Source organism: Kineococcus lubricus (assembly GCF_050871965.1).
Classification (GTDB): domain Bacteria; phylum Actinomycetota; class Actinomycetes; order Actinomycetales; family Kineococcaceae; genus Kineococcus.
The window spans coordinates 119,873-133,776 of sequence record NZ_JBJLSK010000016.1; the positions used below are offsets into that span (position 1 = coordinate 119,873).

The 13,904-nt window shown below is 74.1% G+C and carries 12 protein-coding genes and 1 riboswitch; of the genes, 2 read left to right on the plus strand and 10 right to left on the minus strand.

The features are described 5' to 3' along the window. Window positions 1-12: 12 nt before the first annotated feature. Both ACRYRX_RS14015 and ACRYRX_RS14020 read right to left on the minus strand, forming a co-directional pair. Window positions 13-900 (minus strand): carbohydrate ABC transporter permease, encoded by an 888-nt coding sequence (locus ACRYRX_RS14015; protein ID WP_432512711.1) that lies wholly within the window; start codon window positions 898-900, stop codon window positions 13-15. Between the two features lie 83 nt (window positions 901-983). After that, window positions 984-3,200 carry an alpha-galactosidase gene (locus tag ACRYRX_RS14020; protein WP_432512692.1) on the minus strand — a complete coding sequence of 739 codons (2,217 nt, stop codon included), beginning with the start codon at window positions 3,198-3,200 and terminating at the stop codon, window positions 984-986. 205 nt (window positions 3,201-3,405) lie between these two features. Between ACRYRX_RS14020 and ACRYRX_RS14025 the strand changes: the two genes are divergently transcribed. Further along, window positions 3,406-4,596 (plus strand): ROK family protein, encoded by a 1,191-nt coding sequence (locus ACRYRX_RS14025; RefSeq protein WP_432512693.1) that lies wholly within the window; start codon window positions 3,406-3,408, stop codon window positions 4,594-4,596. Between the two features lie 131 nt (window positions 4,597-4,727). Here the strand turns inward: ACRYRX_RS14025 and ACRYRX_RS14030 are convergent, their stop codons facing one another. The 8 genes from ACRYRX_RS14030 to ACRYRX_RS14065 form a co-directional block, all read right to left on the minus strand. Further along, a complete protein-coding gene (locus ACRYRX_RS14030; protein WP_432512695.1) occupies window positions 4,728-5,522 on the minus strand; it encodes a class I SAM-dependent methyltransferase in 795 nt (264 codons plus the stop codon). Window positions 5,523-5,526: 4 nt separating this feature from the next. Next, window positions 5,527-6,747, minus strand: a complete 1,221-nt coding sequence (locus ACRYRX_RS14035; protein WP_432512697.1) for a cobalamin-independent methionine synthase II family protein — start codon at window positions 6,745-6,747, stop codon at window positions 5,527-5,529. Window positions 6,748-6,767: 20 nt separating this feature from the next. Next, the gene (locus ACRYRX_RS14040; protein ID WP_432512698.1) at window positions 6,768-7,955 is read right to left on the minus strand and encodes an O-succinylhomoserine sulfhydrylase; all 1,188 of its coding nucleotides are present in this window, start codon (window positions 7,953-7,955) and stop codon (window positions 6,768-6,770) included. After that, window positions 7,952-8,353, minus strand: a complete 402-nt coding sequence (locus ACRYRX_RS14045; protein WP_432512712.1) for a rhodanese-like domain-containing protein — start codon at window positions 8,351-8,353, stop codon at window positions 7,952-7,954. The genes ACRYRX_RS14040 and ACRYRX_RS14045 overlap by 4 nt, the downstream gene beginning before the upstream one ends. A 5-nt stretch (window positions 8,354-8,358) precedes the next feature. Next, window positions 8,359-8,444, minus strand: a riboswitch (SAM riboswitch). A gap of 73 nt (window positions 8,445-8,517) precedes the next feature. Next, entirely contained in the window at window positions 8,518-9,024 is a 507-nt protein-coding gene (locus tag ACRYRX_RS14050) for a GNAT family N-acetyltransferase (protein WP_432512699.1), read from the minus strand. Continuing rightward, the gene (sufU, locus tag ACRYRX_RS14055) at window positions 9,021-9,449 is read right to left on the minus strand and encodes a Fe-S cluster assembly sulfur transfer protein SufU (RefSeq protein WP_432512701.1); all 429 of its coding nucleotides are present in this window, start codon (window positions 9,447-9,449) and stop codon (window positions 9,021-9,023) included. The genes ACRYRX_RS14050 and sufU overlap by 4 nt, the downstream gene beginning before the upstream one ends. A gap of 24 nt (window positions 9,450-9,473) precedes the next feature. Further along, window positions 9,474-10,799 carry a SufS family cysteine desulfurase gene (locus ACRYRX_RS14060; protein ID WP_432512702.1) on the minus strand — a complete coding sequence of 442 codons (1,326 nt, stop codon included), beginning with the start codon at window positions 10,797-10,799 and terminating at the stop codon, window positions 9,474-9,476. Beyond that, entirely contained in the window at window positions 10,796-11,572 is a 777-nt protein-coding gene (locus ACRYRX_RS14065; RefSeq protein ID WP_432512704.1) for a DUF1684 domain-containing protein, read from the minus strand. The genes ACRYRX_RS14060 and ACRYRX_RS14065 overlap by 4 nt, the downstream gene beginning before the upstream one ends. A gap of 315 nt (window positions 11,573-11,887) precedes the next feature. Here ACRYRX_RS14065 and acs point away from each other — a divergent pair, with 315 nt between their 5' ends. Further along, complete coding sequence (gene acs / locus ACRYRX_RS14070; protein WP_432512705.1) at window positions 11,888-13,846, plus strand: acetate--CoA ligase; 1,959 nt, start codon at window positions 11,888-11,890, stop codon at window positions 13,844-13,846. Window positions 13,847-13,904 lie beyond the last annotated feature (58 nt).

Here is a 13,904-nt window from a genome sequence, read left to right on the forward strand (position 1 = left end):
GGTCGGGGTCGCTCAGGCGACGTCGGACTCGTCGGCCCGCATCAGCCGGAGCTGGACGAACGCGACGACGGCGAGGATGAGGAACAGGACGACCGAGACCGCCGAGGCGTACCCGTACTGGTAGCGCTGGAAGGCGAGGTCGAAGATGTAGTACTGGATGACGCGGGTCGCGTCCCCGGGGCCCCCGGACGTCGTCACCGCGACGGTGTCGAAGGCCTGGAACGAGCCGATGACGGTGATGACCAGCACGAGGGCGAGGATCGGGCGCAGCAGCGGCAGCGTGATGCGCCAGAACATCTTCCACTCCGAGGCTCCGTCGACGCGGCCGGCCTCGTAGACGTCACCGGGGATCATGAGCATGCCCGCGAACAGCAGCAGCGCCGTGTAGCCCAGGTGCCGCCAGGTGTTGATGAAGGCGATCGTGGGGATGGCCCAGTTCTGGTCGCCGAAGAAGGGGATCGCGTCCAGACCCAGGAAGGACAGCACCTGGTTGGTGATGCCGATCTGCGCGTCGAGCATCCAGTAGAAGACGAGGGCCACGACGACGTTGGAGATGAGGTAGGGCAGCAGGACGATGCTGCGCACGACGATCGAGCGGGTCAGCCGGTGCAGCAGGACGGCCAGCAGCAGGGCGAGCACCGTCTGGGTGCCGATGTTGATGACGACGTACTGCACCGTCACCTTCATCGCGTTCCAGAAGATGTCGTCCGACAGCAGGGCCGCGTAGTTGTCCAGCCCCACGAACCGGGGCGGGCTGAAGAAGTCGAACTCGGTGAAGCTGAAGTACAGGCCCCGCAGCGTCGGCCAGAGGTAGAACACCGCGAACCCCAGCAGGGCGGGGGCGATGAACGCCAGGGCCGTGAGGCGTTCGCGGCGGCTGCCGTTGACGTCGGGGCGCATCGGTTCCCCGGTGCGCAGGGTGAGGCCGCGGGCCTGAGCGGCTCTGCTCGTGATGGCCATTCCAGGACACCTTCCGGTGGGAGTCAGTCCTTCTCGACGGCGGTCGAGCCGGGGCGGGCGGTCAGACGCAGGAGGAGCAGCTGCCCGGGCTGCAGGGCGGGGGCGCTCAGGCCCAGCGACGCCAGGACCCGGCCGGTGGCGCGGACCGGGGCGGCGGTCCAGGGGGCGGGCCCCCCGCCCCGCACCCGGGGCCGGTCGCCGGGGTGCTGCACGGTGAGCTCGTACTCGGTGTCGTCGTCGAGGCCGGGGACGCGCAGCCGCCCCGGGACGGACAGGTCCGGCGTCGCGAGCTGGACGACGGCGAACAGCGCCTCGCCGCCGTCCTGCGCGACGACGCCGTGCAGGGCCAGGGAGTCGTCGGGGACGTCGGCGCGCACGAGGCGGCCGGTGTGCAGCAGCGTCCGCACCTGCTTGTACAGCGCGACCCACGCGGCGAGCTCGGCGCGTTCGGCCGGGTCGAGTCGGGTGAGGTCGGTCTCGATCCCGAAGTGCGCGAACAGCGCCGTCCCGGCCCGGAACGACAGGTCGCTCGCGCGGTGGGTGGTGTGCGAGGGCGAGGCGCCCACGTGCGAGCCGAGGAGCTCGGGCGGGACGACCTGGGTCGTCCACCGCTGGATCTGCTGGCGCTCGAAGGGGTCGAGGCAGTCGCTGCCCCACACGCGGTCGGTGTGCTCCAGGATCCCCAGGTCGACCCGCAGGCCGCCGGAGGAGCAGGACTCGATCTCGACGCCGGGGTGCCGGGTGCGCAGCTCGTCGAGCAGCCGGTACACGGCCAGGGTCTGCGCGTGGACGCCCGGGACGTGCCCCGGACCGTGCCCGGCCTCCAGCAGGTCCCGGTTGTGGTCCCACTTGAGGTAGGCGATGTCGTTCTCGGACAGCAGCGCGTCGAGCCGGCCCAGGACGTGCGCGAAGGCGTCGGGGTTGCCCAGGTCGAGCACCTGCTGCTGCCGGGAGGGCAGGGGCAGCCGGTCGTCGGCCGGGCGCAGGATCCACTCGGGGTGGGCGCGGGCCAGGTCGGAGTCGGGGTTGACCATCTCCGGCTCCACCCACAGGCCGAACTGCATCCCGAGCCCGGTGACGACGTCGATGAGCGGTTCCAGCCCCTCGGGCCAGACGTCCTCGTCGACGTACCAGTCCCCCAGCCCCGCGGAGTCGTCGCGGCGGTGGCGGAACCACCCGTCGTCGAGCACGTACCGCTCGGCGCCGACCTCGGCGGCGGCGCGGGCCAGCTCGGTGAGGCGGCCGAGGTCGTGGTCGAAGTAGACCGCCTCCCAGGTGTTGACGATGACCGGCCGGGGGCTGCCCGGGTGGTGCGGGCGGGCCCGCAGGTGCTCGTGGAAGCGGGCCGCGACGCCGTCGAGCCCGTCGGTGGAGTGCGCCGCGTACACCCAGGGGGTGCTGTAGGAGGCGCCGGGTTCGAGGCGGACCTCCCCCGGCAGCAGCAGCTCGCCGCCGGTGAGGACGGTGTCGCCGGTGTACTGCCGGTCCAGGACCGCGCGGTGGTTCCCGCTGAACGCCACGTGCTGCGCCCACACCTCGCCGGACCGGAAGGAGAACCCGGGGGTCCCGGCGGCCAGGACGAGGGGGGCGTCGGGCCCGGTGCGGCCGCGGCGGTTCTCCCGCACGTGCGCGCCGACGACGACGGGACGCCGCTGCGGGACGCGTTCCTTGGCCCACCGGCCGGCGAGGTCGAGGACCTCCTCGGCCCCGGCGGGCAGCGGGAGCGCGGGGGCCAGGTGCCCGACCTCGTAGGCCGGGCCCTCCGCCGCCGTGTTGCGCAGTTCGGCGCGGTGCCGGACCAGCCCGGTGGGCAGGAGCTCGAGGACGACCCGCACCGAGAGCCGGGCGTGCGGGTCGTCGGCGACGACCTCCACCCGTCCTCCCCCGGCGGTCTCCTGCACGGTGACGTCGGTGGGGACGAACCGGGCGGTCCAGTCCGCCCCGGCGCGCGAGCCCACCAGGGCCGGGGTGCCGCTCCAGCCGTCGGCCTGCCCGGGCAGGACCGTCAGCGGCTGCGGGACGTCGTGGTCGTTGTTCGAGCGGGCCGTGGCGCCGGTGCGCAGCACGTCGGCCAGGACGGCCGGTGCGAGGTCGCCCAGGTCCGCGCCCCAGTGCAGGACGGTCGGGAGGCGGTCCGGCGGCAGGTGCAGGGCGAGGCTGACGCCCGCCGCGCGCAGGTGGACGAGGCGGGGGCCGGCCTCGAGGTCGAGGCGGTCCGGGAGGTCGTTCAGCAGGGTCACGCGGTCTCCGTGATCACGTCGTCGTGTCAGGCTCGTGTACGTCCGGTGAGTTCTACGGCAAAACTCACAGTGCCGTCAACGGTCGGAGTGATCCGAATTTTCCCGAGACGCGGCCGTCGTGGACCGCTCCGTGACTTCCGTGGCGATAGTCGGGTACGGTCGCCCCGCGCTCGAACCACCGATCACCGACGATGAGGGGGTGCGCGTGAGCCTGGACCACAGCCTCGCCGGGACCCTGCGACCCGACGGGCCGTCCCCGTCCGCGTGGACGCCCCTGACGGGCACCGCGCACAGCATCGCCCTGGAGGTGCTCCTGGACGGGCCGCTGCCCCGCAGCGAACTGGCCCGCCGGCTGGACCTGTCCGCCGGCAGCCTCACCCGGCTGTCGAAACCGCTGCTGGACTCCGGTCTGCTCGTGGAGACGACCGGCGCCTACGACCCCACCTCCGGACGGCCCACCCGACCCCTCGACGTCGACGAGCGCGCCCACCACTTCGTCGGGGTGAAGCTGACGGCCGACACCGCCTACGCGGTGCTCACCACCCTGCGCGCCACCGTCGTCGACGCCCGGGAGGCCCCCCTGCCCGACCGCGACCCGGCGGCCGTCGCCGCCGGCGTGGGGGCCCTGGTCCGCGACCTGTCCGCGACCGAACCCCACGGCGTCCGGGCGGTCGGGGTGAGCCTGGGGGGCCGCACCGCACCCGGCGGCCTGGTCGACAGCGCCCGCTACCTCGGCTGGGAGCGGGTCGCGTTCGGCCCCGCGCTGGAAGCCCACCTCGGCCTGCCCGTCGTCGTCGACAACGACGTGCTGTCCCTCACCCGCGCCGAGCAGTGGTTCGGGACGGCAAGCCGCTGCGCCCACTTCGCCGTCCTCGTCGTGGGCGTCGGCATCGGGTACGGCCTCGTCGTGCACGACGAGGTCCTCGACCGCCCCGACGCCGGGGTCGGCCTGCTCGGCCACTTCCCCCTCGACCCCCACGGACCGCTGTGCCCCGAGGGGCACGCCGGCTGCGCCGACGCCGTCCTGACCACCTCGGCGCTGGAGTTCCGCGCGTCGATGGCGCTGCGGCGGCAGGTGTCCGTCGCCGAGCTCCTCGACCTGGCCGTCACCGGGGAACCGTCGGCGCGGCGGGTCGTCGACCACGCGGCGCGGTGCCTGGGGACGCTGCTGGCCGCCGTGGGGAACCTCGTGATGCCCGAGAAGATCGTGCTGTCCGGGGAGAACGCCCGGCTCGCCGACGTCGGCCGCGAGGCCCTGACCGCGGGGATCCGCGCCGGCCGCAGCCCGCACGCCTCCGAGCTGGACGTCGACGTGCAGCACACGGGGTTCACCGAGTGGGCGCGCGGCGCCGCGGTCACCGCGATCCGGACGTTCGTCCTGGGCCACCGCCGCTGACCCCACCTCCTCCGCGATCAAGGACTCCCGCACGGCGATCAAGGACAGCGGTGCCGCCCATGCCCCGTGTGTCCTTGATCGACGTGCGGGTTTCCTCGATCGTCGTGCGGGTTTCCTCGATCGGCGGGGGGTCAGCGGCGGCGGCCGGCGAGCAGCCAGTACCGCGCCGTCCCGGTGAACTGGGGCCGCGCGCTGAGCTCGACCTCCAGCTCCTCGAGGTCGGCCACGACCCGGTCGTCCTCCCGCTGGGCGTTCTCCAGCAGCGCCGTCACCGCGAGCACCCCCGCGCGGCCCGCGACGTCGCACCCGGCTGCGGTCAAAGCGTCCTCGACGAACTCCGGGGACAGCCGCAGCGCGGTGTGCCCGGTCGCGGGGTCGCTCGCGCGCTCGGCGTCGAGGGCGACCCACGCGGCGGCCGGCCCCTGACCGAGGACGGTCGCCAGGACGTCGGCGGGCGGGTTGGGGGCCAGCAGCGACACCAGCCCGCCGGGACGCACCGACGACACGAGCGTCGCCACGTCGGCCCGCACCTGCTCGTGGGAGGCCCTGTGCTGCAGCACGTCGTGGCAGAACACCACGTCGAAGGACCCCGAACCGCCCTCGCGGTGCCGGGTCAGCGCCGCCAGGGCCGTGAGGTCCTCCAGGTCGGCGGCCACGGTGTGCACGCGCTCGGCGGCACCGGCCGCCGCGGCCGCCGCACGGGCCAGGGCGAGCATCTCCGGCGACCGGTCCAGGACCGTCACGTCGTGGCCGGCGAGGGCGAACGGCAGCGCGTCGCGCCCGTCCCCACCGCCGGCGTCGAGCACCCGCAGGCCCGGCCCCAGGTCCTGCGTCCAGGACCGCAGGAGCCGGGCCACGACGTGGTAGCGCAGCCGGCCCCACGGCGAGTCCTGCCACAGCGCCCAGGCCGCCTCCCCCGCAGCCATCAGCTCACCCGAACAACCGCGAACCCGCGATCCGGGCGCCCTCGCCGAGGGAGGCGAGCTTGGCGACCGCGATCTGCGGGTGGATGCGCCCGCCGAGCCCGCAGTCGGTGGAGGCGACGACGTTCTCGGCCCCCACGACGGAGGCGAACCGCTCGATCCGGTCGGCGACGAGCTCGGGGTGCTCCACGACGTTCGTGGCGTGGCTGACGATCCCGGGGACGATCTGCTTGCCCTCGGGCAGCTGCACGTCCCGCCAGACCTTCCACTCGTGCTCGTGGCGCACGTTGGCCGCCTCGAAGGAGTAGGACCCGGCGTCGATCTGGAGCATGAGGTCGACGATGTGCCGGAACTCGATGTCGGTGGTGTGCGGGCCGTGCCACGAACCCCAGCACAGGTGGAACCGGACCTGCTCGGTGGGCAGGCCGCGCAGGGCGTGGTTGAGCGCGTCGACCCGGATCCGGGTGAACGCGCGGTAGTCCTCCACGGAGGGTTCGGGGTTGATCTGGTCCCAGTTCTCCGCGATGGACGGGTCGTCGATCTGCACGATCAGCCCGGCGTCGACGATCGCCCGGTACTCCTCGCGCATCACGTCGGCCCACGCCCAGATGTGCTCCTCCTCGGTCGCGTAGTACCGGTTGGAGATGCGCGCGCCGCTGCCCGGGGACAGCGAGGTGATGAACCCCTGCTCGACGCCCGCGGCGGCCAGACCGGCCTTCAGGTTCGCGATGTCGGAGGCGAGGGCGTCGTGACCGGTGTAGGACAGCGGGCCGGTGGTGGCGGGGAACGCGGTGGCGTTCTTGCCCGTCGAGATGCCCGACGTCGGGTCCTGGTAGGCCTCGCGGAACCGCACCCAGTCGCGGCGGTCGGGGAAGCTCGTCAGCCGCACCTCCCCCGGTTCCGAGCGCACGACGGGCTGGGTGAACAGGTCCTCCCCGGTGACCTCCAGACCGGCGACGCGCTGGAACGAGTACGACCACCAGGCGCCGTAGTCGACGGCGCTGGACATGGCCTTGCCGTACTCGCCGTCGCCGACGACCGTGACGCCCAGGTCGCGCTGGCGCCGCACGAGGTCCACGACGGCGCCGGTGAGCAGCGCCTCGAACTCGGGGGTGCGCTCGAGGGTGAAACCGTCATCGGCGACCCGGCGCGCCTCGTTGGCTGCGATGAGCTCGGGGGTGCGCGGCAGGCTGCCGGCGTGCGAGACGGGGATCTGCTTGCTGGACAACGGAACTCCGATCGAAGGGTTCAGGAGAGGGCGTGGGTGAGGTCGTCGAGCAGGTCGTCGGGGTCCTCCAGGCCCACGGACAACCGCAGGACGCCGTCGCCCAGGCCGATGGCGGCGCGGCCCTCGGCGCCGAGGCGTCGGTGCGTCGTGGTGGCGGGGTGGGTGGCGAGCGACTTGGCGTCGCCGAGGTTGTTGGAGATGTCGACGACGCGCAGCGCGTCCAGCACCTCGAAGGCGCGTTCCTTGCCGCGCCCCCGCGGGGCGTCGAGCTCGAACGTGAGGATCGTCCCGCCGAGGTCCATCTGCCGCTTCGCCAGGTCGAACTGCGGGTGGCTGGGCAGCAGCGGGTAGCGGACCCAGCGGATCCCCGGGTGCTGCTCGAGGTGCTCGGCCAGCCGCAGCGCGGTGGCCGCCGAGTGCCGCACCCGCAGGCTGAGGGTCTCCACGCCCTTGGCGAGGGTCCAGGCGTTGAACGGGCTGAGCGTCGGGCCGGTGTGCCGGGTGAGTTCCCGGAACCGGCCGTCGATGAACTCGCTCGTCCCCAGGACGGCCCCGCCCATCACCCGGCCCTGGCCGTCGATGTGCTTGGTCGCCGAGTAGACGACGACGTCGGCCCCGAACTGCAACGGGTGCTGCCCCACGGGCGAGGCGAAGGCGTTGTCGACGACGACGGTGGCGCCCGCGGCGTGCGCGAGCTCGGTGACCGCGGCGATGTCCACCAGCGTCTGCATGGGGTTGGCGGGCGTCTCGAAGAACACGGCCTGCGCCGGCTGCGCGAGCGCGGCCTCCCACTGGGTGAGGTCCTCGCCGTCGACGAACACCGTCTCCACGCCCCAGCGCGGCAGGATCTCGTCGAGGACGACGAAGCAGGAACCGAACAGGCTGCGGGCCGCGACGACGCGGTCGCCGGCGCCGAGCAGGGCCGCCAGCGCGTAGAACACCGCGGACATCCCGCTGGCCAGGCCGTAGCAGGCCTGCGCCCCCTCCAGCTGCCGCAGCCGCTCGGTGAACACCGACACCGTCGGGTTGCCGTAGCGGGAGTAGACGAACCGGTCGACGTCGCCGCTGAACGCGGCCTCGGCGTCGGCGGCGGTCGCGTAGACGTACCCGGAGGTCAGGTAGAGCGCCTCGGAGGTCTCCTCGAACGGCGAGCGGGACAGCCCGCCGCGCACGGCCGTGGTGTCCGGGCGCCAGCCGGCCCCGTTCACGACTGCTTCCAGGGCAGACCGGCCGCCCGCCACCCTGAACCCCCGCGGTGGCCGTCGGCGTCCAGCGGCCCCTCGAAACCCTCCAGGACGTTGTAGCTGGGGGTGATCCCGGCGGCCGTGGCGACCTCGGCGGCGGCGACCGAACGCTGACCGGAGCGGCACAGGAACACGACCTTGCGGCCGGCCTGCGGGGTGATGCCCGCCGCGGCCAGCTCGGCCAGGAACCGCTCGGGGTCCACCGGCAGCCAGGAGACGAGGACGGGGCCGGCGCCCAGCCCGTCCGGGACGCCCACGAACCGCCACTCGGCGTCGGTGCGGACGTCCACCAGGACGGCGGCCGGGTCGTCCCGGACGAGTTCGAAGGCCTCACGCGGGGTGAGGTCGCCGGTGTAACCCACTGTTCCTCCCATCGGTCCTGGCATGAGCACCCCCGTGCGGGGGTTGCTGCGGCGTCGACGAGCCAGGTCTCTCGGCCGCTCTGGATGGTCCGGCCAGCGTAGGGCATCGACGGCGGCGGCCGTGACCGGACGACCGCGGCCGGTCCGGGAGGCGTCGGGGGAGGTCAGAGGGAGCGGTGCATGACGTGCAGGCCGACGTACCCGTGCTCGGGGTGGTCGAAGGCCTGCGGCACGGTGCCCACGATGCGCATCCCCAGCGACTGCCACAGCGCGACGGCCGCGGTGTTCGTCTCGACGACCGCGTTGAACTGCATGGCCAGGAAACCCGCACCGCGCGCCCACGCCAGCACGTGCTCGCCGAGGGCGCGGCCCACCCCGCGGCCCCGCGCGGCCGGGGCGACCATGAAGCTCGCGGTCGCGACGTGGGCGCCGCGGCCGGGGCGGTTCGGGCCCGACCGCGCGGTGCCGAGGACCACGTCGTCGGCGTCACCGTCGACGGCCACGAACGTCGCGCCCGGCGGCGGGGCCACCCACAGCTGCCGCGCCCGTTCGCTGGTCAGGCCCTCGGGGTAGGCGTACGTCTCGCCGTCGGCGACGATCTCGTCGAAGAACGGCCAGACCTGCGCCCAGTCGTCGTCGGTGTACGCGCGGACCCGCACGGCGGGGTTCACGCGGCGGGGGTCCGCAGCAGGGCGTCGGCCAGCGCCGACCAGGACAGCAGCGCGCACTTGACCCGCGCGGGGTACTTCGCGACCCCGGCGAAGGCGACGGCGTCGCCGAGGACGTCCTCGTCGCCGGGGTCGGCGCCGCGGCTGGTGAGCATGTGCTGCACGGCCTCGCGCAGCGGGCCGACCTCCTCGACGGGCCGGCCGACGACCAGGTCGTGCAGCACCGAGGCCGAGGCGCGGCTGATGGAGCAGCCCAGCGCGTCGTACGACACGTCGGCGACCGCGCCGTCGTCGACCTGGACCCGCAGGGTGATCTCGTCGCCGCAGGTGGGGTTCACGTGGTGGGCCTGCGCCCCGAACGGGGCGCGCAGACCTTCGCCGTGCGGCCGCTTGGAGTGCTCGATGATCAGCTGCTGGTACAGGTCCACGTCGTCAGGCTCTCACGGCGGGGTTCAGGCGAAGAGGGCCCGGACCCGGTGCAGACCCCGCAGCACGGCGTCCACGTCGGAGGCCTGGTTGTAGGGGCCGAAGCTCACCCGGGTCGTCGCGGCGACGCCGAACCGGCGGTGCAGCGGCCAGGCGCAGTGGTGCCCGACGCGGACCGCGACCCCCTCGTCGTCGAGCAGCTGCCCGACGTCGTGGGCGTGGACGTCCTCGACCGTGAAGGACACCAGCCCGACGCGGTCGGCGGCCCCGGCCGGGCCGAGCACGCGGACCCACGGCAGCTGCGCGAGCTCGTCGAGCAGCAGCCGCGTCAGGGCGCGCTCGTGGGCCTCGACGCGGGCCATCCCGGACCCGTCGGGCCCCAGCCCGCGCAGGTAGTCGACCGCGGCGTGCAGCCCGACGGCCTGCGCCGCCATGGGCACCCCGGCCTCGAACTTCTGCGGCGCCGGCGCGTACGTCGACCGCTCCATCCGCACCAGCTCGATCATCGAGCCGCCGGTGAGGAACGGCGGCATCGCGGCGAGCAGGTCCGCGCGCCCCCACAGCGCACCGATGCCGGAGGGGCCGAGCATCTTGTGCCCGGAGAAGGCGGCCAGGTCCACGCCGAGGGCGGGCAGGTCGACGGGCAGGTGCGGGACGGACTGGCAGGCGTCGAGCACGACGACGGCGCCGACGGCCTTCGCGGCCGCGACGAGCTCGGCGACCGGGGCGACGGCGCCCAGGACGTTCGAGGCGTGCGCGAACGCGACGACCTTCGTGCGCCCGGTCACCAGCGCGGGCAGCGCGCCCACGTCCAGGACCCCCTCGTCGGTCACCGGGACCCAGCGCAGCACCGCGCCGGTGCGGGCGCACAACTCCTGCCACGGCACCAGGTTGGCGTGGTGCTCGGTCTCGGTGACCAGGACCTCGTCGCCCTCGGCGAGCACGAACCGGGGGTCGACCACCTGCCCGTCCGGCGCCGAACCCCGTGCGGCGTAGGCGGTCGTGGTGCTGAAGGCGTGCGCGACGAGGTTCAGCGACTCGGTCGCGTTCTTCGTGAACACCAGCTCCGCGGCCGGCACCCCGACGAACCCGGCGACGGCGGCGCGGGCGGCCTCGAAGTCGTCGGTGGCCTCCTCGGCGAGCTGGTGCGCGCCGCGGTGCACGGCCGCGTTGCGCGTGGAGTAGAACTCCCGCTCGGCGTCCAGCACCGCCAGGGGCTTCTGCGACGTCGCCCCGGAGTCCAGGTACACCAGGGGTTTCCCGGACCGGGTGGTCCGGGTCAGGATCGGGAAGTCGGCCCGCAGCGCGGCGAGCTCGGTGTCGGTGAAACCGTCCAGCGCGGTGGTGCTCATCGGGGGTCCCTCTCCCCCGCCGCGACCGGGACCGTCAGTCGGTTCTCGGCCGGCGGGACCGGGCAGGTGGCGTGGTCGGTGAACGCGCACGGCAGGTTCTGCGTGCGGTTGAGGTCCAGGACGACGGGGCCGGGGGTCGTGTCGACCCGCACCGACCGGGTCGTGGCCGTCGTCGTGACGCCGCTGGTGGCGTCCCGGAACAGGATCGTCCCGCCCGCGAACACCGTCAACCGCTGCGGGCCGCCGAGCTCGAAGCGCACCACGCCGACGGCCTCGTAGTGGTGCTCGAGGCCGTCCTTGACCGCACCCACGACCGCGGCGCGCGGCTGCTCGAACGGCACGAACTCGGCGTCCAGGACGAACCCCTCGTCGAAGTCGAAGACGGGGACACCGGTGAACGCGGCCAGCGCCGGGGCCTGCGGGTCCCGCACGCGCAGGGCGTGCGAGCCGGTGCGCTGGATCACCTCCACGCGCAGGTCGCCGACCTCGACGAGGACGCCGGGGGCGCCCTCGACGGTCTCGACCGTCACGGTGCCGTCCACGGGCTCTCCCCCGACGACGACCCCGTCGGCGGCCGCGGCGGTCACGGCGACCCCGCCGGGGACCGAGGCCCACGTGCCGGGCAGGCCCTCGACGGGGACGGGTTCGGCGTCCAGCCAGGTCAGGCTCGTGAGGCTGAGCCAGCCGTGCGGCCGGCTGAGCTCGGCGGTGCGGGCCGCGCGCCAGGCCTCGAACCCGGCGCGGGCGGTCTCGACGTCGGTGGTGGTGGTCACGGTGGGGCTCCTCGGGCGGGTGGCGCGGACGGACGGCGGGACGGCGCTCGGCGCGGTGAGCGGGCCACGCGGTGGCCGCTGCGGCAGCGGGGGACGCTCGGCCCGGCGGGGGCGACGGAGCGGGTCAGCGACAGGCGGCGGAGCGGGTGCGGCACAGGTCGACGTGCCGGCGCTGCACCCCGACGAACGACGAGCCGCACGGTTCGTCACGCCCGGTGGTCTCCACGGTCCGAGGGTACGGCGCGGCTACTCTGGCGGCCAAGCCGGCCACGGGCCGGTCGTCCCGGACCGCCCGCGCCCCCGTGAGGACCCTCCTTGACCACCACTCCCCCCGGCCTCGACGGCGGACTCGTCGTCACCCCCTCCGCCGAGTTCACCGCGCAGGCGAACGTCGGCGCCGGTGAGCACGCGCGCGCGGCCGCCGACCCGGAGGCGTTCTGGGCCGAGCAGGCCCGGCGGCTGCAGTGGGACGAGCCGTTCCACACCGTCTTCGACGGGTCCACCCTGCCGACGGCGCAGTGGTTCACCGGGGGGAAGCTGAACGTCGCGGTGAACTGCGTGGACCGGCACGTCGCCGCCGGGCGCGGGGACAAGGTCGCGCTGCACTGGGAGGGCGAGCCGGGCGACTCCCGGACGATCACCTACGCGCAGCTGCGCGACGAGGTGTGCCGCCTGGCCAACGCGCTGGAGGAACTGGGCGTCGGGCACGGCGACCGCGTCGTCCTCTACCTGCCGGTGCTGCCCGAGACGATCGTGACCACCATGGCGTGCGCCCGCATCGGCGCCGTCGTGTCCCTGGTGTTCGGGGGTTTCTCGGCCGAGGCGCTGCGGTTCCGCGTGGAGGACACCGGCGCGAAGCTGCTGGTGTGCACCGACGGGCAGTTCCGGCGGGGAACCGCCGTCGCGGTGAAGGGCGCCGCCGACGCCGCCGTCGAGGGCCTCGACCACGTCGAGCACGTCCTCGTGCTGCGCCGCACCGGCGAGCAGACCCCCGACGTGCCCTGGACCCCGGGCCGGGACGTGTGGTGGCACGACCTGGTGGACCGCCAGTCCCCCGAGCACGAGGCGCCCAGCTTCGACGCCGAGAACCCGCTGTTCATCATCTACACCTCCGGCACCACCGGGAAGCCCAAGGGGCTCGTGCACACCAGCGGCGGCTACCTGACGCACACGTCGTGGTCGCACTGGGCGGTGTTCGACGTCAAGGACGACGACGTGTACTGGTGCCAGGCGGACCTGGCGTGGGTGACGGCGCACTCGTACGAGATGTACGGCCCGCTGTCCAACGGCGTGACCCAGGTCATCTACGAGGGGTCCCCGCTGACCCCGCACCCCGGCCGCCACTTCGAGGTCATCGAGAAGTACGGCGTGACGATCTACTACACCGCCCCGACCCTGGTGCGGACGTTCATGAAGCACGGCCCGGAACTGCCCGCCCGGTTCGACCTGTCGTCGCTGCGGCTGCTCGGCTCGGTCGGCGAGGCCATCAACCCCGAGGCGTGGCTGTGGCTGCACCGCGAGGTCGGCGGTGGCCGCTGCCCCATCGTCGACACGTGGTGGCAGTCCGAGACGGGGGCCGCGGTCGTCGCCCCCCTGCCCGGGGTCACACCGCTGAAACCGGGGTCGGGCACGGTCCCGCTGCCGGGGCTGTCGGCCACCGTCGTCGACGAGGCCGGGAACGAGGTGGGGCCGGGCGAGCAGGGCGTGCTGGTCATCACGAAGCCCTGGCCGGGCATGGCCCGCACGGTGTGGCGCGACCACGAGCGGTTCGTCAAGAGCTACTGGGAACCGTACGCGGACCGGGGGTACTACCTCGCCGGGGACGCCGCGACGAAGGACGCCGACGGGTACATCTGGATCGGCGGCCGCATCGACGACGTGCTGAACGTCTCCGGCCACCGCCTGTCGAGCATCGAGCTGGAGTCGGCCCTCGTCTCGCACCCGCGCGTCGCGGAGGCCGCCGTCGTGGGGGCGCCGGACGAGACCACGGGCCAGCGGATCGTGGCGTTCGTCATCCTGCGCGGGGACGGCCCGGCCGACGTCGCCGCCGAGCTCCAGCAGCACGTCGCGCACGAGATCGGGCCGGTGGCCCGGCCGCGCGACGTCGTCGTCGTCCCGGACCTGCCGAAGACGCGCTCGGGGAAGATCATGCGCCGGCTGATGGCCGACCTGACCGCCGGCCGCGGCGGCGGGGACGTGACGTCCCTGCAGGACGAGACGGCGCTGGCCGCCGTCGAGACGGCCTGGGCGCAGTACGTCGCGACGCGCCCCTGACCGCACCGGCCCCGTCCCGGGACGGGTCGTCGGCCCCTCGCTGCCGATCATCGGCAGC